Source organism: Actinomadura napierensis, assembly GCF_039529375.1.
Taxonomy (GTDB): Bacteria; Actinomycetota; Actinomycetes; order Streptosporangiales; family Streptosporangiaceae; genus Spirillospora; species Spirillospora napierensis.
Map to the genome: position 1 here is coordinate 1 of NZ_BAAAMR010000042.1, position 21,045 is coordinate 21,045.

General features: G+C 74.8%; 22 protein-coding genes. 19 read left to right on the plus strand and 3 right to left on the minus strand.

Translation table 11 applies throughout. The annotated features are described in order from the left end of the window. The 5 genes from ABD296_RS23215 to ABD296_RS23235 all read left to right on the plus strand — a co-directional run. Nucleotides 1-241: hypothetical protein (locus tag ABD296_RS23215; protein WP_344270673.1), on the plus strand; the 241-nt coding region annotated here is incomplete at its 5' end. Beyond that, nucleotides 238-1,752: an NADH-quinone oxidoreductase subunit NuoF family protein gene (locus ABD296_RS23220; protein WP_344270679.1), complete on the plus strand. Its 1,515-nt coding sequence runs from the start codon at nt 238-240 to the stop codon at nt 1,750-1,752. The genes ABD296_RS23215 and ABD296_RS23220, both read left to right, overlap by 4 nt. A gap of 148 nt (nt 1,753-1,900) precedes the next feature. Then, the gene (locus tag ABD296_RS23225) at nt 1,901-2,536 is read left to right on the plus strand and encodes a DUF4142 domain-containing protein (protein ID WP_344270682.1); all 636 of its coding nucleotides are present in this window, start codon (nt 1,901-1,903) and stop codon (nt 2,534-2,536) included. A 37-nt stretch (nt 2,537-2,573) separates the two neighbouring features. Next, complete coding sequence (locus ABD296_RS23230; RefSeq protein WP_344270686.1) at nt 2,574-3,929, plus strand: DUF1996 domain-containing protein; 1,356 nt, start codon at nt 2,574-2,576, stop codon at nt 3,927-3,929. 46 nt (nt 3,930-3,975) lie between these two features. After that, nucleotides 3,976-4,638 (plus strand): NAD(P)H-binding protein, encoded by a 663-nt coding sequence (locus ABD296_RS23235; RefSeq protein WP_344270689.1) that lies wholly within the window; start codon nt 3,976-3,978, stop codon nt 4,636-4,638. A 21-nt stretch (nt 4,639-4,659) separates the two neighbouring features. Here the strand turns inward: ABD296_RS23235 and ABD296_RS23240 are convergent, their stop codons facing one another. Further along, complete coding sequence (locus tag ABD296_RS23240; protein WP_344270692.1) at nt 4,660-6,450, minus strand: AMP-dependent synthetase/ligase; 1,791 nt, start codon at nt 6,448-6,450, stop codon at nt 4,660-4,662. Between the two features lie 231 nt (nt 6,451-6,681). Between ABD296_RS23240 and ABD296_RS23245 the strand changes: the two genes are divergently transcribed. From ABD296_RS23245 to ABD296_RS23270, 6 genes are all read left to right on the plus strand, one after another. Beyond that, nucleotides 6,682-7,377 carry a copper homeostasis protein CutC gene (locus ABD296_RS23245; RefSeq protein ID WP_344270695.1) on the plus strand — a complete coding sequence of 232 codons (696 nt, stop codon included), beginning with the start codon at nt 6,682-6,684 and terminating at the stop codon, nt 7,375-7,377. A 64-nt stretch (nt 7,378-7,441) separates the two neighbouring features. Then, the gene (locus ABD296_RS23250; protein ID WP_344270698.1) at nt 7,442-8,209 is read left to right on the plus strand and encodes a metallophosphoesterase family protein; all 768 of its coding nucleotides are present in this window, start codon (nt 7,442-7,444) and stop codon (nt 8,207-8,209) included. Nucleotides 8,210-8,288: 79 nt separating this feature from the next. Then, nucleotides 8,289-8,723, plus strand: coding sequence for an SRPBCC family protein (locus ABD296_RS23255; RefSeq protein ID WP_344270701.1), 435 nt, complete (start codon nt 8,289-8,291; stop codon nt 8,721-8,723). A gap of 54 nt (nt 8,724-8,777) precedes the next feature. Then, nucleotides 8,778-9,347: a hypothetical protein gene (locus tag ABD296_RS23260; RefSeq protein WP_344270704.1), complete on the plus strand. Its 570-nt coding sequence runs from the start codon at nt 8,778-8,780 to the stop codon at nt 9,345-9,347. 49 nt (nt 9,348-9,396) lie between these two features. Beyond that, nucleotides 9,397-10,365 (plus strand): ROK family glucokinase, encoded by a 969-nt coding sequence (locus tag ABD296_RS23265; RefSeq protein ID WP_344270707.1) that lies wholly within the window; start codon nt 9,397-9,399, stop codon nt 10,363-10,365. 10 nt (nt 10,366-10,375) lie between these two features. Then, complete coding sequence (locus tag ABD296_RS23270; protein ID WP_344270710.1) at nt 10,376-11,086, plus strand: endonuclease/exonuclease/phosphatase family protein; 711 nt, start codon at nt 10,376-10,378, stop codon at nt 11,084-11,086. Here ABD296_RS23270 and ABD296_RS23275 read toward each other — a convergent pair. After that, a complete protein-coding gene (locus ABD296_RS23275) occupies nt 11,083-12,027 on the minus strand; it encodes a hypothetical protein (RefSeq protein ID WP_344270713.1) in 945 nt (314 codons plus the stop codon). The two genes, ABD296_RS23270 and ABD296_RS23275, sit on opposite strands and share 4 nt — an antisense overlap. Before the next feature lie 422 nt (nt 12,028-12,449). Here ABD296_RS23275 and ABD296_RS23280 point away from each other — a divergent pair, with 422 nt between their 5' ends. From ABD296_RS23280 to thiI, 8 genes are all read left to right on the plus strand, one after another. Then, nucleotides 12,450-13,184 (plus strand): lysophospholipid acyltransferase family protein, encoded by a 735-nt coding sequence (locus ABD296_RS23280; RefSeq protein WP_344270715.1) that lies wholly within the window; start codon nt 12,450-12,452, stop codon nt 13,182-13,184. 5 nt (nt 13,185-13,189) lie between these two features. Further along, the gene (gene macS, locus ABD296_RS23285) at nt 13,190-14,437 is read left to right on the plus strand and encodes a MacS family sensor histidine kinase (RefSeq protein WP_407061502.1); all 1,248 of its coding nucleotides are present in this window, start codon (nt 13,190-13,192) and stop codon (nt 14,435-14,437) included. 47 nt (nt 14,438-14,484) lie between these two features. Next, complete coding sequence (locus ABD296_RS23290) at nt 14,485-15,123, plus strand: response regulator transcription factor (protein ID WP_344270866.1); 639 nt, start codon at nt 14,485-14,487, stop codon at nt 15,121-15,123. Between the two features lie 124 nt (nt 15,124-15,247). Then, nucleotides 15,248-16,189, plus strand: coding sequence for a TIGR04222 domain-containing membrane protein (locus ABD296_RS23295; RefSeq protein ID WP_344270718.1), 942 nt, complete (start codon nt 15,248-15,250; stop codon nt 16,187-16,189). Then, nucleotides 16,179-17,015, plus strand: coding sequence for a DUF692 domain-containing protein (locus ABD296_RS23300; RefSeq protein WP_344270720.1), 837 nt, complete (start codon nt 16,179-16,181; stop codon nt 17,013-17,015). Before ABD296_RS23295 ends, ABD296_RS23300 begins: the two co-directional genes overlap by 11 nt. Nucleotides 17,016-17,064: 49 nt before the next feature. Next, nucleotides 17,065-17,514: a hypothetical protein gene (locus ABD296_RS23305; protein ID WP_344270722.1), complete on the plus strand. Its 450-nt coding sequence runs from the start codon at nt 17,065-17,067 to the stop codon at nt 17,512-17,514. Nucleotides 17,515-17,686: 172 nt separating this feature from the next. Next, a complete protein-coding gene (locus tag ABD296_RS23310) occupies nt 17,687-18,712 on the plus strand; it encodes a 6-phosphofructokinase (RefSeq protein WP_344270725.1) in 1,026 nt (341 codons plus the stop codon). A 103-nt stretch (nt 18,713-18,815) separates the two neighbouring features. After that, nucleotides 18,816-20,039 carry a tRNA uracil 4-sulfurtransferase ThiI gene (gene thiI / locus ABD296_RS23315; RefSeq protein WP_344270728.1) on the plus strand — a complete coding sequence of 408 codons (1,224 nt, stop codon included), beginning with the start codon at nt 18,816-18,818 and terminating at the stop codon, nt 20,037-20,039. A gap of 75 nt (nt 20,040-20,114) precedes the next feature. On the opposite strand, the gene ABD296_RS23320 is transcribed toward thiI, so the two are convergent. Beyond that, nucleotides 20,115-21,044, minus strand: coding sequence for a DUF5954 family protein (locus ABD296_RS23320; protein ID WP_344270730.1), 930 nt, complete (start codon nt 21,042-21,044; stop codon nt 20,115-20,117). Between the last annotated feature and the right edge of the window lies 1 nt (nt 21,045).

A 21,045-nucleotide genomic window follows, 5' to 3' on the forward strand; every position in this document is an offset into this window, starting at 1 on the left:
GTCCGCGGCCGTCGCCGCGGCGCGCCGCGCGCGGGGCCGCTTCCCCGAGCGCGAGCGGCGCCCCGCCGGTCCGCGCGGCTACGACGATCCGCGGGACTACGACGACCGCCCAAGTTACGACGACCCCCGCGACTACGACGACCGCCGGAACTACGACGACTCCCGCGCCACCGTGACCGATCCGCGCGGCGCCCGCCTGCCGGGTGAGGGCGGCGGCTGGGACACCGAGGTCATCCGATGAACCCGGTCGCCACGGTCTCCAACATCGGCGGCCCCCGGCTGACCCTCGGCTTCGACCGCTTCGACCGGCTCGACCTCGACCGGCACCTCGCGGTGCACGGCCGGCTGCGCGTCCCGTCGCTGGACGACCTGATCCGGATGGCCGAGCAGGTCGACCTGCGGGGACGCGGCGGCGCCGGGTTCCCGTTCGCCCGCAAGCTGGCCGCCGTCGCGTCCCGGGTGAACCATCCGGAGGCCGACCGGACCCTGCTGCTGCCCGGCGAGAAGGGGAACGACCGCGGCTCCAGCGAGGACGTCGTCGTGGTCGTCAACGGCGCCGAGGGCGAGCCCGGCAGCGCCAAGGACAAGGTGCTGCTCGGCCGCGCCCCGCACCTGGTGCTGGACGGCGCGCAGATCGTCGCGACCGCGCTCGGCACCCAGCGGATCGTCCTCGCGGTGGAGAGCGACGAGGCGGCCCGGTCGGTGCGCGCCGCGATCGGGGAGCGGCGGATGCCCGCCCGGGTCGTCCGGCTGACCGAGCGGTTCATCTCCGGGGAGAGCGGCGCGGTGATCCGCGCCATCAACGGGGAGACGCCGATCCCGCCGGGCGTCAAGGTGCGCGCCGCCGAGTCCGGGGTCGACGGGTACCCGACGCTGCTGTCCAACACCGAGACGTTCGCGCAGCTGGCGGTGCTGGTCTCGCTCGGCCCCGACCTGTACGCCTCCGCCGGGACGGACGACGAGCCGGGCACCACGCTGCTCACCGTCGGCGGCACCACGGTCGTCGAGGCGCCGCTCGGCACGCCGCTGCGCGACGTCCTGAAGCACTGCGACGTGCCATCGGGCCCGGGCGTCCTGGTCGGCGGGTACCACGGGATGTGGCTCGGCCCGGGCGCGGCGTCGCGGGCCGTGCTGTCGCGGGCCGGAATGCGGGCCGCCGGCGGGACGATCGGCGCCGGCATCATCCTGCCGCTCGGCCAGGGCACCTGCCCGCTCGGCGAGGTCACCCGGATCGCCTCCTACCTCGCCGCGCAGTCGGCCGGGCAGTGCGGCCCGTGCCGGCTCGGGCTGCCGGACGTCGTCCGCGCCCTCAACGCGCTGAGCGAGGGCGGCGGGACGGTCGAGGACGTGCGCCGCGCCGCGGCGATCGGGCGCGGCCGCGGCGCCTGCACCCATCCGGACGGGACCGCGAGATTCGTGCTGTCGGCGGTCGAGGCGTTCACCGCCGACATCGACGCGCACCGCTACGGCGGGACCTGCGGGCTGCCGACGTTCGGCGTGCTGCCGCTGCCCGTCCCGACCGGGCGGGAGGGCCGGGTGGCGATCGACTGGAGCCGCTGCGACGGCCACGGGCTGTGCGCCTACCTCGTCCCGGAACTGATCCAGCTCGACCGGTACGGCTTTCCGGTGGTGCTCGGCAGCGACATTCCGTCCTGGATGGAACGGGACGTGCAGAAAGCGGTGGCGATGTGCCCCGCATTGGCGCTGCGGGTCGTCGGGGGAGTCCCGGGCGGCCCCGAGCGGCGCCCCTGACGGCGGCCCGTCCCGCCATTACGGACGGGCCGGAGAAATGAAAAGGTCCGCGCGGCGGTGAACCACCGGCCCGGCGCGGTGCGTATTGCCCGGCGAAACCGCGCCGGTTCGCTCTCCGGTGCGCTCCCGGGAGGAGGAAGGGATTTCGGTGAGGAATTCGTACGGTGCCGCGGAACTGCGCCGGCTCCCGCGGTTCGGGCTCCGGCGGGGCCGGGGCCTGCTGCTGCTGGCCGTCGCGGCCGTCGTCGCGGCCGCCCTCGCGGTCCTCCTCAACCCGCGGGTGGCCCCGGCGAACGGCGTCGACAAGGGCGCCACCATCCCGTCGAAATGGGGGCCGCTGAGCGCCCAGGACAGGCTCCTGCTGGTCAAGGTCCGGCAGGCCGGGCTCTGGGAGATGCCGGCCAGCCAGATGGCCGTGCAGCGGGGCGCCAGCCCGCGGGTGCGGGAGATCGGCAAGATCATCAATCAGGAGCACATGCAGCTGGACGCCGACACCCGGACCACCGCCCAGCAGCTCGGCGTGTCCCTGCCGGCCATTCCGAACGGCACGCAGCGGAGCTATCTCCGGGAGCTGGCCGGGCTGAACGGCAAGGCCTTCGACACCGACTACGTGTTCCGGATGCGCTCCGCGCACGGCCAGGTCCTGCCGTTCGCCGCCAAGGCCCGCGTACAGAGCCAGAACACGATCGTCCGGGCCTATGCGGAACGCGGGATGAGATTCGTCCTGCACCACATCCAGTTGCTGGAGAGCACCGGCCTGGTCACCAAATCCGCGCTGCACTGACGGGTATCCCAACCCCCCCGCTCAAAGGGAGTACTCAATGGGAAGAAAGAGAAAAGCCTTCGCCGTGTTCGTCCCGGCGCTCCTCATGGCCGCGTCGGCGTGCAACGACGTGCCGGGTGGCGCCGCGGCACCGCTGCCCGGCGGCACGACCGTCGCCGTGGACCCCGCCGGGCACGTCCAGCACTACACGGGCGGCCGGACCAGTCCCCCCGCAGGGCAGCAGCCCGGCGACGGCGGCGGCCAGAACGGCGGCCAGAACGGCGACGGCCAGATGCCCGACATGCCCGGCATGGGCGGCGACGGGCAGACGGCCGACCCCTCGCAGACGGCCGTCCCCTCGCAGACGGCCGTCCCCGACCCGACGGACTCCGGCTCCCCGGACCCCGGCCAGACCGACCCGAACCAGCCCGGCGACGGCGGTCAGGCGGGCGGCGGAGACCAGCAGAACGGCGACGGCCAGAACCAGGGCGGGGGCGGCCAGAACCAGGGCGGCGGCGTCCAGAACCAGGTGAAGCCGGGCCCGCGCGCCGACCAGTTCGCCGACATCCGCAAGGCGCCGGCCGTGCGGCAGCCCCGCCGCGCCGGGACCGCCTCCACCGGCGTCTTCACCTCCAGTTGCGGCACGAACGCGGGGCAGAAGCACAGCAACCCCGACAACGTGATCGTCGCTCCCGGCGTCCAGAACGGCGCCCACCACATCCACGACTACGTCGGCAACGAGGACACCAGCGCGTTCTCGACCGACCAGACGCTCGCCGCCGCCGGGACGACCTGCACCAACGGCGACCAGTCGACCTACTACTGGCCCGTCCTGCGGCTGCGCGCGGGCCAGGACGGCTCCGACCGCGCGGGGCAGAGCCAGGCGGACGGCAACACCGGCAGCATCGTCACCCCGGCGAACGTGCGCCTCCAGTTCCTCGGCAACCCGCGCGGCAAGGTGACCGCGATCCCGCGCTTCACCCGCATCGTCACCGGTGACGCCAAGGCCGCGACGAACGGCCCGGCGAACGCGCACTCCCAGTGGACGTGCAGCGGCTTCGAGAACCGGGCGTTCACCGACAAGTACCCGCTGTGCCCGAGCGGCAGCAAAGTCGAGCGCGTGCTGAACTTCCCGAGTTGCTGGGACGGCCAGAACACCGACAGCGCCAACCACCGCGACCACATGGTCTTCCCGGACCAGCGGACCGGGCAGTGCCCGCAGGGCCGCAAGGCCGTGCCGCAGCTGCGGATGACGCTGGCCTACAACCTGCCCGCCAAGGCGCTGGCGTTCGCGCTGGACACCTTCCCCGAGCAGGGGCACGACCCGGTGACCGACCACGGCGACTTCATCAACGTGATGAACGACCAGCTGATGCAGAAGGCCGTCGCCGCGATCAACGGGCGCCGCCGCTGATCCCCGCTCCGAGGGCCCGTGCGCGCCCGCGCGTAGGATCGCGGTCATGGAGATCGTGATCGCGGGCGGGCACGGGCAGATCGCGTTGCGGCTGGCCCGGCTGCTGGCCGGGCGCGGGGACACCGTGGTGAGCCTCATCCGCAACGCCGACCACGCGGCGGACGTGCGGGCGACGGGCGCGACGCCGGTCGTCCGGGACCTGGAGGCGGCGTCCGCCGGCCAGGTCGCGGGCGATCTGGCCGGCGCGGACGCGGTCGTGTTCGCCGCGGGCGCGGGGCCGGGCAGCGGCGCCGCCCGCAAGGACACCGTCGACCGGGCCGCCGCGGTCCTGATGGCGGACGCGGCGGCCGCGGCCGGCGTGCGCGGGTTCGTGCAGGTCTCCGCGATGGGCGCGGGCGAGCCGCCCGCGCCGGGCCGCGACGACGTCTGGGCCGCCTACATCCGGGCCAAGGGCGAGGCCGAGGACGACCTGAAGGCGCGCGGCGGCCTGGACTGGCTGATCCTGCGCCCGGGCCGCCTCACCGACGACCCGGGCACCGGGCTGGTCGCGCTCGCGGAGCCGCCGGCCGGGCACGGCGCGGTGACCCGCGACGACGTCGCCGCGGTGATCGTCGCGCTGCTCGACGGCCTGCCGGGCGTCCGGCACCGCACCCTGGACCTGCTGAACGGCGACGTCCCGATCGCCGACGCCGTCGCCGCGCTGCGCTGACGGCGCCGCTCCCGGCTCCGCTCAGGCGGTGTAGAGGGACTCGATCTCGTCGGCGAAGTCCTTCATCACCACGTTGCGCTTGACCTTCAGGCTCGGGGTCATGTGCCCGGCCTCCTCGGTGAAGTCCACGCCGAGGATCACGTACTTCTTGATCGCCTCGGCGTGGCTGACCGACTTGTTGGCGTCGGCGACCGCGCCCTCGATCTCGGCGATGATGTCGGGGTCGCGGCGCAGCTCGTCCACGGTCATCGCGGCGGGCTTGCCGTGCCGCTCCTTCCACGGGACGAGCGCCTCCTCGTCCAGCGTGACGAGCGCGCTGATGAACTTGCGGCCGTCGCCGACGACCAGGCACTGGCTGATCAGCGGGTGGGCGCGCAGCCGGTCCTCCAGCGGCGCGGGCGCGACGTTCTTGCCGGCCGCGGTGACGAGGATCTCCTTCTTCCGCCCGGTGATCTTCAGGTAGCCGTCGGCGTCGAGGGAGCCGAGGTCGCCGGTGTGGAACCAGCCGTCCTCGATGGCCTCCTTGGTGGCGGCCTCGTTGTTCCAGTAGCCCCGCAGGACGTTGATGCCGCGGACGAGGACCTCGCCGTCCTCGGCGATGCGGACGTCGACGCCCGGGATGGGCTTGCCGACCGTGCCGATCCGGATCGCGGTGGGCCGGTTCACGGTCGCGGGCGCGGTGGTCTCGGTGAGGCCGTAGCCCTCCAGGATCGTGATGCCGACGCCGCGGAAGAAGTGGCCGAGGCGCTCGCCGAGCGCGGCGCCGCCGGACACCGCGTACTGCACCCGGCCGCCGACGGCCGCGCGCAGCTTCCCGTACACCAGCACGTCGAACACCTTGTGCTTGACCTTGAGGCCGAGGCCCGGGCCGCCGGACTCCAGCGCCCGGCTGTAGGCGATCGCGGTGTCCGCGGCCGCCTTGAAGATCTTGCCCTTGCCGTCGGCGTCGGCCTTCTGCTCGGCGCCGTTGTAGACCTTCTCGAACACCCGCGGGACGGCGAGCAGGAAGGTGGGCCGGAACGAGGCGAGGTCGGGCAGCAGGCTCGGGATGTCGCTGTGCCCGAGCTCGATGCCGCCCTCGATGGTGGCGACCTCGATCAGCCGGGCGAACACGTGCGCGAGCGGCAGGAACAGCAGCGTGGAGCTGCCGTCGACGGCGATCTCGGAGATGGCGCCCTGCACGGCGTTGCGGGCGGTCGCGACCAGGTTCCCGTGGGTGATCTCACAGCCCTTGGGGCGCCCGGTGGTGCCGGAGGTGTAGACGAGCGTCGCCACGTCGGCGGCGGTGCGCGAGCGGCGGCGCTCGGTGATCGTCGCGTCGGCGACGTCCTCGCCGAGCCCGGTGACCTCGGCGACGGCGCCCGCGTCGATGCCCCAGACGTGGGCGAGGTCCGGGAGCCGGTCCCGGACCTCCTCGACCAGCGCGAGGTGCGCCTCGGTCTCGGCGAACACCGCCTTGGCGCCGGAGTCGCCGACGATCCACTCGATCTGCTCCCCGGACGACGTCTCGTAGATCGGGACCGCGACCGCGCCGGCCGTCCAGATCGCGTAGTCCAGCAGCGTCCACTCGTAGCGGGTGCGCGACAGCAGCCCGATCCGGTCGCCGGGCTCGATGCCGGCGGCGACGAGGCCCTTGGCGACCGCCGCCGCCTCCGCCGCGAACTCCGCCGCGGTGACGGCGCTCCAGGCGGTCCCGCTGCGGCGGCGCAGCACGATCCGGCCGGGTTCCTCGGCGGCCCGGGTGAAGGGCGCGTCGGTCAGATTGGCGGAGTCGGGGACCTCCACCATCGCGGGGACGCTGAACTCGCGCACGGCCCACTCCTGTAGTCGATCTTCGGGGACGGCGGGGGAACCTGCCGGTCCCTCCGAAGGTGAATGATACCCACGAGTAGGAATTCTGCCGGGAAGTGCGCATCGTCCCCGTCGCCGGCCGCCGGATCCGCGGTTAACGGCACGGCAAAGACCGCTCGTCGCGCGCGGCCGGCCGCCGGTCCGTCCCCTACCCTTGACCTGGTCGTATACGGATCCGGTCGGGGGAGGGCCATGGCGCTGCTCGAAGTGATCGCGCTGACGGCCGCGGACGCGCGCGCCGCCCAGGACGGCGGCGCCGACCGGATCGAGGTCGTGGCCGACATGGGCGCCGACGGCCTCACCCCGGACCCCGACGTGGTGAAGGCGGTGCGGGCCGCCACCGCGCTGCCGCTGCGGGTCATGCTGCGGGCCAACGCCGGGTTCCGCACCACCGGCGCCGAGCTGGACCGGCTGGTGCGCGCCGCCGCCGACCTCGCCGCCGCCGGAGCCGACGGGTTCGTGCTCGGCTTCCTCGACTCCTCCGGCCACGTGGACGCGGGCGCGACCGGCAAGCTCGCGTCCGGCTGCGCGCCGCTGCCGTGGACGTTCCACCGCGCGGTCGACCACGCCGCCGACCCCGTCCAGGCGTGGGACGCGGTCCGGGCGCTGGACGGCGGCCTGGACACCGTGCTCACCGCCGGTTCGCCGCGCGGCGTGGACGCCGGGGTCGGCGTGCTGGTCCGGCGGGCCACCGAGGCCCCCCGCTCCGCCGAAATGATCATGGCCGGGGGCGGGCTGCGCCGCAAGCACGTCGCCGTGCTCGCGGCGGGCGGCGTCACCGCGTTCCACGTCGGCACCGCCGTCCGCCCGGACGGGTCCTGGGACGCGCCGGTCGACCCGGCGCTGGTGGGCGAGTGGCGCTCGCTGGTGTCCGCCGCCGCCGGCTGACGGCCCCGGGCGCCGCGAAGGGCCGCCCGTTTTCGGGGGAGAGGCCCCCTATTAGAGTCGCGTCATGAGGATCCACGTGGTGAGCGACGTCCATGGCCGCGCGGACGCGCTGAGGGGCGCGGCCGACGGCGCGGACGCGCTCATCTGCCTGGGCGATCTGATCCTTTTCGTCGACTACTCCGACCACGGCCAGGGGATCTTCGCGGACCTGTTCGGCCAGGAGAACGCCGACCGCTTCATCGCGCTGCGGACGCAGAAGCGCTTCGACGAGGCCCGGGAGTTCTCCCGCGGCCTGTGGGCCTCCCTGGAAGGGGAGGCGTGGCCGCACATCGAGCGCGCCGTCGACCGGCAGTACGCCGAGCTGTTCGCCGCGATGCCGACCCCCGCCTACCTCACCTACGGCAACGTCGACGTCCCGCGCATGTGGGCGCCGCACCTGCGCGAGGGGCACCGCGTCCTGGACGGCGAGACCACCGAGATCGGCGGGCTGCGGTTCGGGTTCGTCGGCGGCGGGCTGCGCACCGAGTACCGCACCCCCTACGAGCTCGACGACGACGCGTACGCCGCCAAGGTCGAGGCGGTGGGGGAGGTGGACGTGCTGTGCTGCCACATCCCGCCCGCCGTCCCGGACCTGCTGTACGACACGGTCGCCCGCCGGTTCGAGCGGGGCAGCGAGGCGATCCTGGACGCGATCCACCGCACGCAGCCGAAATACGTGCTGTTCGGGCACGTCCACCAGCCGCTCGCGTCCCGCACCCGCATCGGCCGCACCGAATGCGTGAACGTGGGCCACTTCCGCGCGCGCGGGGTGCCGTACGTGCTCACGGTGTGACGGATACCGTGCTGTAGGACAGCGGACCCGGCCGCGGGTTCACGGGCGCGGGTTCACGGCGAGCCGGAGGGAAACGCAGATGGCGGACCGCACGAGTTCTTCCATCACGATCAAGGCCGCGAAGGCCGACATCATGGCGGTGATCGCCGACCTGGAGGCCTATCCGGAGTGGGCGAGCGGCATCCGGGAGTTCACCGTCCAGGAGACCGGCCCGGACGGCCGGGCGCTGCGCGGCCGGCTGACCTTCGACGGCGGCCCGTTCAGCGACACCGTCGGCCTCGCCTACACCTGGGACGGCGACGACCGGGTGAGCTGGGAGCTGGTGGAGAAGGGCACCGTCGTCACGGGCCTGCACGGCACCTACGCCCTCGCCGAGGCCGGCGGCGGCACCGAGGTCACCTACGAGCTGGCGGTGGACGTGCGCGTCCCGATGATCGGCATGGTGAAGCGCAAGGGCGAGAAGCGCATCATCGACTCGGCGCTCAAGGGCCTCAAGCGCCGCGCCGAGCGCTGAGCACGCCCGGGAGGCGGTACCGTTTCACGCCGATGACGGATGGATGATGGAGCCATGACCGATCAGCCGGGTGACCTGATCAACGAGGCGGGCAAGCTCTTCGACGCGGTGCTGAAGCGGGTGGTCGGCGGCGGGTCCGGCGACGACCGCGACGAGCCGCCGCGGGACGGGCGACCGCGCGACCAGCGGCCCCGCGACGGCGAGGGCCGCGGCGAGGGCGACGTGTGGGCGGCCGCGACCGCGGAGCGGCCGCGCTACGCCACCGGCGCCCCCGAGTGCTGCCACTGCCCGGTCTGCCGGGCCATCGCGGCGTCCCGCGAGTCCGGGCACGACGTGGGCCGGCACGTCCGGGAGGCCGGGCGGTCGCTGATGGCCGCCGCGCTGGACGTGGTGCAGGGGTTCGACCGCACCCGCCCGGAACCGCACCGCGACCGGCCTCCGCGGCCGCGCGATGCGTCGGCGGGCCCCGAGGCGGGTAGGTCCGACCGGTCGGGACGGTCGCCCCGCGACGAGGCCCCGCGCGACGAGGCCCCGGCCGGCGGGGCGCCTCGCGGCGCGGAGCCGCGCGGCGAGCCGGACGACCCGTGGGCGGCCGCCACCGGCGACTCCATCGACATCGGGTAGTGGTGCGGACGGGCTCCAGCCAGGGGCGCGCGAGGAGGAGGAAGCGTACATGGCCCTGACCATCGGCGTGGACGTGGGCGGCACGAAGGTCGCCGCCGGCGTCGTCGACGACCGGGGAACGATCCTGGAGAAGGTCCGGCGGCCGACTCCCTCGACCAACCCCAAGGAGACCGCCGAGACCATCGCCGAGGTCGTCGACCTGCTCAAGGGCAAGTACGCGGAGGTGTCGGCGGTCGGCCTCGGCGCCGCCGGGTTCGTCGACGAGACCCGCTCCACCGTGCTGTTCGCGCCCAACCTCGCCTGGCGCGAGGAGCCGATCAGGGAGAAGGTCGAGAGCCTGGTCGGGCTGCCGGTCGTCGTGGAGAACGACGGCAACGCCACCGCCTGGGGCGAGGCGAAGTTCGGCGCGGGCCGCGGCGAGAACTTCCTGGTGCTGGTCGCGCTCGGCACCGGCATCGGCGGCGGCATCATCATCAACGGCGAGCTGTACCGCGGCCGGTTCGGGATCGGCGCCGAGATGGGGCACTTCCGGGTCGTCCCGGACGGGCGCCGCTGCGGCTGCGGCAACCGCGGCTGCTGGGAGCAGTACGCCAGCGGCAACGCGCTCGTGCACGAGGCCCGCGACCTGGCACGCGTCGCGCCGGCGATGGCGGGCCGGCTGCTGGAGCTCGGCGGCGGTCGGCCGGAGGGCATCAGCGGCCCCGAGGTGTCGCAGGCGGCCCGCGAGGGCGACAAGGCCGCGCTGGAGTGCTTCCGGACGATCGCGCACTGGGCGGGCCAGGGACTGGCCGACCTCAGCGCGATCCTGGACCCGGGCGCGTTCATCATCGGCGGCGGCCTGTCCGACGCCGGCGACCTGCTGCTCGACCCGATCCGCGTCGCGTTCGAGGAGGCGCTGACCGGGCGCGGGCACCGGCCGCTGCCCGACATCCGGATCGCCGAGCTCGGCTCGGCCGCCGGGATCGTCGGCGCCGCCGACCTCGCCCGCGTCCGGCCCCTCCAAGAGGCGTCCGTCTAGGGCCGCGGCCGTGGCGACGCCAGTGCGGGTGCTGAGCTACAACATCCGGTCGCTCAAGGACGATCCGGCGGCCGTGGCGCGCGTCGTCCGGGCGAACGATCCCGACGTGCTGTGCCTGCAGGAGGTGCCGCGGTTCTGGGGCTGGCGCGCGCAGCGGGCCCGGCTGGCGAAGGCGTGCGGGATGGACGTGGCGGCGGGCCGCCGGGCGTGCGGCCTCGCCGTCCTCGCGGCGCCGCGCGTCCGCCGGGTCCACCGCGAGTTCCACCTGCTGACGCCCGACGAGGGCCTGCACCGCCGGGCGCTGGCGATCGCCGTGCTGGACGTCGGCCCGGCCCGGCTGGTCGCGGCGAGCACCCACCTCGACCTCGCGGACGGGCAGCGGCTGCGGCACGTCGGTGAGGTGCTGGCGCATCTCGACCGGGCCCGCGCCCGGTACGGCGCGCCGGTCGTGCTCGCGGGCGACGTCAACGAGGAGCCCGGCGGCCCGTCCTGGACGCTGCTCACCGACCATTTCCAGGACGGCTACGCGACCGCGGCGGCGGGGGAGGAGCTCACCTTCTCCGCCCGCGACCCGCGCCGCCGCATCGACGGGGTGTTCGCCGACCCCGGCGTCGAGGTGGCGGGATGCGGCGTGCCGCCGGACGAGCCCGGCGACCACGTCCGCGCCACCGACCACCGGCCGCTGCGCGCCGACCTCCGCCTGCCCCCGACGCCCCGCTAGACGACGGCGCCGTCGTCGGGGTCGCGGGGCTCGTCGCCCATCCGCAGCACCAGCGTCACGAACCCGCCGATGAACGCGGCGACGGCGAGGAACGCGGCCCAGCCGGGCACCTCCCAGTCGAGGATCACGGTGACCAGCAGGTAGACCGGGCCGCCGATCAGCGCGATCCAGGCGCCCTTGGTGAGCGGGTCCGCGCTCGGCAGCGGCGGGGGAGGCGGCGGGATGTAGTGGCCCTCCCCGTCGTCACCCGGTGGGAACTCGGGGGCGTCGTCGGCGGGCCGGATCACCCGCGCCCGCGGCAGCCGGCCCGTGCGGTCGTCGCCCTCGCGCGGTGGGCGCGGCTTCTCATCGATGTTCTCCTGGTCGGGCCAGGGGACCTCGTCGCCTTCCGGCGCCGTGTCGAACCCCGCGACGATCTCCGCCCAGATGGCGTCCTCGTCGAGGTCGCGGCCCTTCTCGCCGCCCCCGCCGCCGGACGCGTCGTCCTTGCCGGAGCCGCCGCCCGCCTCGGCGTCGCCCGGCCCGCCGGGCGCCGTCCCGTCGAACACGCCGTCGAAGGCCCCGTCGAACGCGCCGTCCCGCGGCACGTCGTGCGTCCCGTCGCGGGCGGGCGACGGGTCGGGCCCGGCGTCGGCCAGATCGGTTTCGGGCCGGCCGTCGCCGTCGCCGCGCACCCCGGCGTCCCGCAGCCGCGCCAGGTGCGCGCGCAGGATGCCCTCGGCGGCGGGCTTCATCTCCACGTCCACGTACAGCCGGTCCAGGACGTCGCCGACCGTGTCGCCGGCCGTCCCGGCGATCTCGGGCAGGCCGTCCGGCGACGTGGCGTAGGCCGCCACGCCCGCCTCGCCGAGCGCCGCCAGCATCGCGTCGGCCAGATGCGGGGCGAGGTCGACCAGCGGCGCGTAGGTGTCGGCGGACAGTCCATTGCCACGGCGATTCACGGGGCCGGCTCCTTCGACGACTCCGGCGTGACCGACAGCACCGGCATGGCGGCCTCCGCTCCCCCATTGAGGTGTGCGCCCGGCCGCCCGCCGCGGTGCGCGGCGGCCCACCCGGACGACCCGAAACGTGTGTCCCACGGTATTCGCTGCGCCGCGGTGGACAAGCCCCCGGGCCCACCCGATTGAGATTTCCGTCCAGTATTCCCCGAGTGGCCGCGACCCCCCTGGCCCCCCGGGCCGACTGCGTCGGAACCACAGCCTACGTTCATCCGGCCGGGCGCGCGGGACCGTCCGGCGGGACCGGGACAGTGGTGTGGGCGTGCGCCGGGCGGGATGCGAAGATGTCCCATCATTACCCCCCCTTGGACGGGGACTTGGACTTGCGCGCCGCATGCACACGCGGTTCGGAGGAAGGTGTCGGCATGCTCTGGTTCTGGATCCTGCTGAGGGTCGTGCTCTCTCCCATCATGTACGGCGCGTGGTGGCCGCGGAACCGGGGCATGAAGAACGTCCCCAAGCGCGGGCCCGCGCTGCTGGCGTGCAACCACCAGTCCTTCGCCGACCACTTCTTCGGCCCGCTGCCGCTGATGCGGCCGATCTTCTTCATCGGCAAGGCCGACTACTTCACCGGCAAGGGGATCAAGGGCCTGATCAGCAAGGGGTTCTTCACCGGCGTGGGGGTCGTCCCGGTCGACCGGACCGGCGGCCCCGAGGCGGACGCGGCGCTGCAGACCGGCCTGCGCATCCTCGGCGAGGGCAAGCTGCTCGGCATCTACCCCGAGGGCACCCGCGCGCCCGACGAGCGGCTGTACCGCGGCAAGACCGGGGTGGCGCGGCTGGCGCTGAAGTCCCGGGTCCCGGTGATCCCGATGGCGATGATCAACACGTTCCGGCTGATGCCGCCCGGACAGCCGTACCCGCGCCTCGGTGTGCGCCCGGGCGTGCGGTTCGGCGAGCCGATGGACTTCTCCCGCTACTTCGGCCGCGAGGACGACCGCGAGGTGCTCCGCACGGTCACCGACGAGATCATGCAGGCGATCCAGAAGCTGTCCGGGCAGGAGTACGTCGACCGGTACGCCGCCGAGGTGAAGGCGGAAATGTCCGGCAAGCCCGTCCGTCCGGTGGAGGACGGCGACGAGGGCTTCACCGAGGACTGATCCCGGTGCCCGTGCGCGAGGACCGCGAGGACCACCACGAGGACCGCGAGGGCCGCGACGAGGACGCCGCCGTGACCGGGGCGGCCCTGGACGCGGCGCTGTGGCGGTCGGTGGCGGTGTACCGGGCGCTCGCGCTCGTCTACGCCGCCGTGGTGATCACCAAGAACTCCGGCGGGTACGCGCACCCGCTCGGGGCCTGGGCCGTCCTCGCGGTGCTCGCCGTCTGGACGGGCGTGGCGACGCTGGCGTACCGGGACCCGGCCCGCCGGGGATGGCCACTGCTGGCCGCGGACCTCGCCGTCGCGTTCGGCTGCGTCCTCGCGACCGCCTGGGTGGAGACCGCCCACCACATCGCGGTGGGCCGCCCGACACTGCCGGTGTCGTGGGTCGCCGCGTCGGTGCTGGCCTGGGCCGTCGCGGGCGGGCGGCGGCTCGGCGTCACCGCCGCGCTCGTGCTCGGCGTCGCGAACCTGCTGGTGCACGCCGTCGCCGGGACGTCCGGCGGGATGGGCAACACGACCCTGAACGGCATCGTGCTGCTGTTCCTCGCCGGGCTGGTCGTCGGGCAGGTGGTGCGGCTGGCGCGGGAGGCGGAGGCGCGGCTGGCCCGGGCCGTGGAGATGGAGGCGGCGACCCGGGAACGCGAGCGGCTGGCGCGCAGGATCCACGACTCGGTGCTGCAGGTCCTGGCGATGGTGCAGCGGCGCGGCGGCGAGGCGGGCGGCGAGGCGGCCGAGCTGGGCCGGCTGGCGGGGGAGCAGGAGGCCGCGCTGCGCGCCGCCGGCGGCGCCGGCCCGCCCGCGTCCGGCATGGCCCGCGCCGCCCGCGCTCACGGCGCCGCCCTCGCGCCGGGCACCGCCGCCGGGCGCGACACCGACCTGCGGCCGCTGCTGACCGGCCAGGCGTCCACGTCGGTGACCGTGTCGACCCCCGCGACGCCGGTGACGCTGCCCGAGCACGCCGCCGGCGAGCTGGCGGCGGCGATCGCGGAGGTCATGGACAACGTCCGGCGGCACTGCGGCGACGGCGCCCGCGCCTGGGTCCTGCTGGAGGACGACCCCGCCGCCGTCACCGTCAGCGTCCGCGACGAGGGCCCCGGCATGCCGCCCGGGCGGCTGGACGACGCCGCCGCGTCCGGCCGGCTCGGCGTCGCCCAGTCCATCCGGGGCCGCGTCCGCGACCTCGGCGGCACCGTCGCGATCGTCTCGGCGCCCGGCGAGGGCACCGAGATCGAAATGACCGTTCCGCGGTGAGCCGCCCCGTCTAGGCTGTGCCCGTGAACGAGGTTCCGTTGAGGGTCATGGTCGTCGACGACCATCCGATGTGGCGCGAGGCCGTCGCCCGCGACCTGGCCGAGGCGGGCCACGAGGTCGTCGCCACCGCCGGCGAGGGCCGCGCCGCCGTGCGCATCGCCGCCGCCGCGCGGCCCCGCGTCGCCGTCGTCGACCTGCAGCTGCCCGACATCAGCGGCGTCGAGGTCACCCGGCACCTGGCCGCCGCCGACCCGCCCGTCCGCGTGCTGGTGCTGTCGGCCAGCGGCGAGCAGCAGGACGTCCTGGAGGCGGTGAAGGCGGGCGCCACCGGCTACCTGCTCAAGTCCGCCGGGCGCGAGGAGTTCCTGGACGCGGTCCGCCGCACCGCCGACGGCGACGCGGTGTTCACCCCCGGCCTCGCCGGGCTCGTCCTCGGCGAGTACCGGCGGCTCGCCGCGGCGCCCGCCCGCGAGGACGACGACGCGCCCCGGCTCACCGATCGCGAGACCGAGGTCCTGCGCCTCGTCGCGAAGGGCCTGACGTACAAGCAGATCGCGCAGCGGCTCGTCCTGTCGCACCGCACGGTGCAGAACCACGTGCAGAACACCCTGGGCAAGCTCCAGCTCCACAACCGCGTCGAACTCGTCCGCTACGCCATCGAGAAGGGCCTGGACGAGGAGGACTGACGCCCCCCGGCGCCTGTCCGCTAGCGGCCAGGCGGCGAACCGGCGTCCCGGCGCGGGCGTCCGCCATGTCACGGGTGCCTACGGGTGAAGGGGCGCGGTGGCGTTGGGAGCGACACAGGTTTCCGTGCTTGTCCTGGCCGTGTACGCGCTGGCCGCGGCGGGCCTGCTGGTGGCGCCGGCCCGGACGCGGGCGGCGATGCGCCGGGGCCGTCCGCCGGCCCGCGACCTGGATCCGCGCGAGGTCGCCTACCTGCGCGGCGGGGAATCGGCCGCGATCGCCGTCGCGCTGGCGGCGCTGAAGCTCGACAAGTCGATCAAGGTCCACGCCGACGGCCGGCTCAGTCCCGGCGATAAGGCCCCCACCGGTGGCGCGCCGCTGGACGCCGCTCTGCGCGCCGCGATCGCCGGCGCCTCCGGAACGACGCTGCCGGAGCTCGCCGTGGCGCCGGGCGTCCAGGAGGCGCTCGGCGGGATCCGCGGCGAGCTGGCCGCGCAGGGCATGGTCGTCCACCAGGACATGCGGCGCCGCCTGCGGCGGACGCTGCTGCCCGTCCGGATCTGGGTGCTGCTGGGCGCCGCGGGCTGCGTCGCGGCCGGCACCCGCCACGGCGTTCCCGTGCTGACCGCCGGCGTGCTGCTGCTGGTCGCGGTCGCCATCCCGGCGTTCGCGCTCGGCTCCGTCTACGGGCGCACGGCGGAGGGGCAGCGGGCCCTCGACCGGGCCGGGAAGGATCGCGACGACCTCGTCCCGCCGCTTCACGACTCGTACGGGGACCTGGCCGCGCCGGAGGTCCTGATGGCCGTCGCCCTCTTCGGCGCTCCCGCGCTGACGGCCTGGGATCCCGTGTACGCCAAGACCGTCGGCATGGCGCGCCACATGGACACGGGCGGGGGCGCCGGGACGGGCGGATCGACGTACGTGTCGGGGGACTCTTCGGGTGGGGGGCATTCGCACGGCGGCTCAGGTCACGGTGGCGGACACGGCTGCGGTGGAGCGGGTTGCGGCGGGTCCGGTGGCTGTGGAGGCGGCGGGTGCGGGGGAGGAGGGTGCGGCGGTGGCGGCTGACAGCGCGGCGTCCCTGCCCGACCTGGGCGTCGGCCTCGGCTGGCGCCCCGAGATCGCCGGATTCGCCGCGGCGCTGCCCGGGCTGCGCTTCACCGAGGTCATCGCCGAGTCCGTGCACCCCGCGCATCCCGCGGCGGACCTGCTGGAACTGCGCCGGCGAGGCGCGGCCGTCGTCCCGCACGGGGTGCGGCTGTCGCTCGGCGGCGCCGAGCCGCTGGCCGCCGAGCGGGTCGCGCACCTGGCCGCGTGCGCCGAGGCGCTCGGGGCGCCGCTGGTGAGCGAGCACGTCGCGTTCGTCCGCGCGGGCGGGATCGAGGCCGGTCATCTGCTGCCGGTGCCGCGCACGCGGGCGGCGCTGGACGCGCTCACCGCCAACATCCGCCGGACCCGCGCCGAGCTGCCCGTCCCGCTCGCGGTCGAGCCCATCGCCACGCTGTTCGACTGGCCGGACGCCGAGTACACCGAGGGCGACTTCCTCACCGAGCTCCTGGACCGCACCGGCGCCCTCCTGCTGCTGGACGTCGCCAACGTGTACGCCAACGCCCGCAATCGGGGCGAGGACCCGCTGCGCCTGCTCGACCGCCTGCCGCTGGAACGCGTCGCGTACTGCCATGTCGCGGGCGGCACCGAGCAGGGCGGCCGGTACCACGACACGCACACCGCGGCCGTCCCGCAGGAGGTCCTCGACCTCGTCGGGGAGGTGTGCGCCCGGCACCGCCCGCCCGGGTTCCTGCTGGAGCGCGACGGCCGCTACCCGCCCGTCGACGAGCTCCGAGCCGAGCTGGACGCCATCGCCGCCGCGTCCGGACTGGCGTCCATCACATGAGCGAATCGCACCGGGGGGCGTGGGGGGTCGTGCCCCACAGAGAGCAGATATGAGCGGAGCGTTCGATCCCGGGCTGGCGGCGGCGCAGGAGGCCCTCGTCCGGGCGATGACGGCGGGCGGCCCCATGCCCGAGGGGTTCGACACCGGCGCGGTGCGGGCCGCCGCGCACGGCATCCTGCTGAAACGGGCCGGTGAGGTGGCGCGCGCCTGGCCCGCGCTCGCCGCCGCGTACGGGACGTCCTGGAAGGCGGAGTTCGCCGCGTGGGCCGACGGGCGCCCGACGCGGGGATCATTCCGGGACGGATGGGATTTCGCGCGGGCGCACCGGGAAGGGCTCGCCGGGGAGGCCGCGCGGGAACTGGCGCTGGCGGAGATCAGTTGGGCCTATGACGGCGGGTCCCCGCCGCGTCCCCGGCGGGCGGCGCTGCGGCGCTTCCCCGGGGGAGTGGCGGTGCTGTTGCGGGGAAGGGTCCGGATCCTCGGGAGCCCGCGGCGCTGACGCGCCGGCCGGACGGCCGGACGGCGTGCCGCGGGGCACCTCCGGAGGCTATGGTCTAGACCAATGGCGGCACGCCGGTACGCCCGGCGAATGCCCTGCGTAGTCATGCCCTGACTACTAGTCTGGCCGTGTGAATCGAGGGAGGAGCCCGGTGGCGGGAGAAGGAGACGGCATGCGAGTCGGAGTGCTCACCGGAGGTGGGGACTGCCCCGGCCTGAACGCGGTCATCCGCGCGGTCGTCCGCAAGGGCGTGCAGGTCTTCGGCTACGAGTTCGTGGGCTTCCGGGCGGGCTGGCGCGGCCCCCTCGAAGGCGACACCGTCGCCCTGGACGTGCAGGCGGTGCGCGGGATCCTGCCGCGCGGCGGGACGATCCTCGGCTCGTCCCGGACCAACCCGGTCAAGGTCGAGGGCGGCGTCGAGCGGATCAAGGACAACCTCGCCGGCCTCGGCGTGGACGCGCTGATCGCCATCGGCGGCGAGGACACCCTCGGCGTCGCGCGCGAGCTGTACGCCAACGGCGTCAACGTCGTCGGCGTCCCCAAGACGATCGACAACGACCTGAACGCCACCGACTACACCTTCGGGTTCGACACCGCGGTGAACATCGGCATGGAGGCCGTCGACCGGCTGCACACCACCGCCGAGAGCCACCACCGCGCGCTGATCTGCGAGGTCATGGGCCGGCACGCGGGCTGGATCGCGCTGCACGTCGGCATGGCCGCCGGCGCCAACGTCATCCTGATCCCCGAGCGGCCGTTCGACATCGACAAGGTCGTCGAGTACGTCGAGAGCCGGTTCAAGACCCGCTACGCGCCGATCATCGTCGTGTCGGAGGGCGCGCACCCGATCGACGGGCAGATGCAGCTGCAGACCGGCGAGCGCGACTCGTTCGGGCACGTCCGGCTCGGCGGCATCGGCCAGGCCCTCGCCGACGAGATCGAGAAGCGCACCGGCAAGGAGGCCCGCGCCACCGTGCTCGGGCACATCCAGCGCGGCGGCACCCCGACCGCGTTCGACCGCGTCCTCGCCACCCGCTTCGGCCTCCAGGCGATCGACGCCGTCCGCGACGGCGACTACGGCAAGATGGTCGCGCTGCAGGGCACCGACATCGTCCGGGTCGGCCTCGACGAGGCCACCAAGGAGCTGAAGACCGTCCCGCTGGAGCGCTACGCCGAGTCCGAGGTCTTCTTCGGCTGACCGGGCCCTCCCGGCGGGAACAGCCTTTCCGGGTCGCGGTGTTGGATCCGGTGGGCCACACTGGAGGCCCACCCTCGACCTGTTCCCGCCGGGAGGACCACGCATGACCACGCTCGAGACCGCGCCCGCGGACGTCCGGGAGCAGTCGCCGGTCGACGGCGAACCGTGCGTGCTGCTCAAGCTCGGCGAGGTCGTCCTCAAGGGCAAGAACCGCGAGCAGTTCGAGCGCCGCCTCGCCGACAACGTCCGGCAGGCCGTCCGCCCCATCGCCCGCGTCGACGTGATCCGCCGGCACGGCGTGTTCATCGTCCGCAAGCACGATGCCGACCTGGCCACGATGGAGCGGGTCGCGCAGCGGGTGACCGACGTCATGGGCATCGTGTGGGCGCACCGCGCCTGGCGGGTCGGCAAGGACGTCGCCAGCGTCGAGCGCGCCGCCCTCGAGCTCATGGACGGCCGCACCGGCACGTTCGCCGTCCGGGCCCGGCGCCGCGACAAGCGGTTCCCGCTGACCTCCATGGAGCTCGACCGGCACATCGGCGCCCTCGTCGCCGACCGCTACGGCCAGCCCGTCCGGCTCAAGGACCCCGAGCACACCCTGTCGATCGAGGTCGACCGGGACGAGGTGTTCGTCTACTCCGGCGGCCTGCCCGGCCAGGGCGGCCTGCCCGTCGGGATGTCCGGCCGCGCCCTCGTGCTGATGTCCGGCGGCATCGACTCGCCCGTCGCCGCGTACCGGATGATGCGCCGCGGCCTGCGCGTCGACTACCTGCACTTCTCCGGCATGCCGTTCACCGGCCCGGAGTCGATCTACAAGGCGTACGCGCTGGTCCGGGAGCTGGACAGGTTCCAGGGCGGGTCGCGGCTGTTCGTCGTGCCGTTCGGCAAGGCGCAGCAGCAGATCAAGTCGTCCGGCGCCGACCGGCTCGCGGTGATCGCGCAGCGCCGCCTCATGCTGCGCACCGGCGAGGTCCTCGCCCACCGCCTCCGCGGCTCCGCGCTGATCACCGGCGACGCGCTCGGCCAGGTCTCCAGCCAGACCCTGGCCAACATCACCGCGCTGGACGACGCCGTCGAGCTGCCCATCCTGCGCCCGCTCGTCGGCATGGACAAGGTCGAGATCATGGACCAGGCGCGCCGCATCCGCACGCTGTCCATCTCCGAGCTGCCCGACGAGGACTGCTGCACGGTGCTCGCCCCGCGCCGCGCCGAGACCCGCGCCAAGATCGACGACCTCCGCCAGATCGAGAAGCGCCTCGACGTCGGCGAACTCGCCGACCAGCTCGCCGAGTCGGTCCAGGAGCACCGCCCCGCGTACGAGGTGTGATTCGCAGCGCCGTTGGCGTCAGGAACTCACGCTTCCGCTCGTCGGTGATCGGGCGGGTGTCGAGGTCTCTCCGGGTCAGCGGGCGTCGAAGTCCGTGGGGCGGGGAGGCTCGGGGCCCTGCGGGCCCATGAGGGTGATCCGCTCGATGCGGACGATGCGGAAGCGGCGGCCCGCGACGGCGATGCCGTTGCGCCGCGTCTCCTCCGCCAGCAGCTCGGCGGCCTCGGCGTAGGCGGCCGCGTCGGTCTCGCCGAGGCCCTCCACGACGGGCGCCACGTCCCGCAGGTAGCCGATCAGCGAGTCGCGGGCCTGCTGCGGGGTGGCGTGCAGCCGGCCGACCGGGCGCCAGCGCCGCCTGCGCCCCTGCCCGGGCGGGCCCGCGGGCACGCGCTCGGCGACGGTGAACGCGGGCGCCAGCGTGACCGGGGTGAGGAACGCGCCGGACGGCTCGTTCCCGCTGCACGCCGCCGCGTCGAGCACCTGGCACAGCAGCTCGGCCGTGGCGAGGTCGGACCCCGTGCCCTCGTCGGACAGCAGGTCGTAGGGGCGGCGGTAGGAGGCCGGGAGGGACGCCGGGCGCGGGTCCGGGTCGCTCGGGCGGGGCGGCTCCGGGCCGTCCGGGCCGGTCCGCACGAGCCGCTCGACCCGGACGATCGCGAACCGGCGGCCGGCCGCCGTCACCGCGTCCCGCGGCCCGGACCGCAGCGTCCCCGAGGCCTCCCGGAGTTCGCGCGCGGCCGTGCCGTCCGTCCGGGCGGCGAGGTCGTCGAGGTGGTCGGCGAGCAGCTCGCGGGCGCCCTGCGGCAGCGGGTCCGGCGGGCAGACGACCTGCCAGCCGGCGGCGACCCGCTCGGCCGCGGTGAACAGCGCGCCGACCGCCACCAGATCGGGGTAGGCGGCGAGGGAGCGGCAGGCGTCCGCCAGCATCACGGCGGCGACCGGGTCGACGCCGTCGAGGTCCTCCGGGAACAGCCGTCCCCCGGCGTCGCCATCGCCCATCGTCATG

Excerpts from the sequence above, each read along its gene's own strand:
- ABD296_RS23255 (WP_344270701.1), top strand. The coding sequence starts at position 8,289 with ATGGCGGACCGCACGAGTTCTTCCATCACGATCAAGGCCGCGAAGGCC.
- ABD296_RS23265 (WP_344270707.1), top strand. The coding sequence starts at position 9,397 with ATGGCCCTGACCATCGGCGTGGACGTGGGCGGCACGAAGGTCGCCGCC.
- ABD296_RS23310 (WP_344270725.1), top strand. The coding sequence starts at position 17,687 with ATGCGAGTCGGAGTGCTCACCGGAGGTGGGGACTGCCCCGGCCTGAAC.
- ABD296_RS23220 (WP_344270679.1), top strand. The coding sequence starts at position 238 with ATGAACCCGGTCGCCACGGTCTCCAACATCGGCGGCCCCCGGCTGACC.
- ABD296_RS23305 (WP_344270722.1), top strand. The coding sequence starts at position 17,065 with ATGAGCGGAGCGTTCGATCCCGGGCTGGCGGCGGCGCAGGAGGCCCTC.
- ABD296_RS23235 (WP_344270689.1), top strand. The coding sequence starts at position 3,976 with ATGGAGATCGTGATCGCGGGCGGGCACGGGCAGATCGCGTTGCGGCTG.
- ABD296_RS23320 (WP_344270730.1), bottom strand. The coding sequence starts at position 21,044 with ATGACGATGGGCGATGGCGACGCCGGGGGACGGCTGTTCCCGGAGGAC.
- ABD296_RS23280 (WP_344270715.1), top strand. The coding sequence starts at position 12,450 with ATGCTCTGGTTCTGGATCCTGCTGAGGGTCGTGCTCTCTCCCATCATG.
- thiI (WP_344270728.1), top strand. The coding sequence starts at position 18,816 with ATGACCACGCTCGAGACCGCGCCCGCGGACGTCCGGGAGCAGTCGCCG.
- ABD296_RS23230 (WP_344270686.1), top strand. The coding sequence starts at position 2,574 with ATGGGAAGAAAGAGAAAAGCCTTCGCCGTGTTCGTCCCGGCGCTCCTC.
- ABD296_RS23250 (WP_344270698.1), top strand. The coding sequence starts at position 7,442 with ATGAGGATCCACGTGGTGAGCGACGTCCATGGCCGCGCGGACGCGCTG.
- ABD296_RS23290 (WP_344270866.1), top strand. The coding sequence starts at position 14,485 with ATGGTCGTCGACGACCATCCGATGTGGCGCGAGGCCGTCGCCCGCGAC.
- ABD296_RS23260 (WP_344270704.1), top strand. The coding sequence starts at position 8,778 with ATGACCGATCAGCCGGGTGACCTGATCAACGAGGCGGGCAAGCTCTTC.
- ABD296_RS23245 (WP_344270695.1), top strand. The coding sequence starts at position 6,682 with ATGGCGCTGCTCGAAGTGATCGCGCTGACGGCCGCGGACGCGCGCGCC.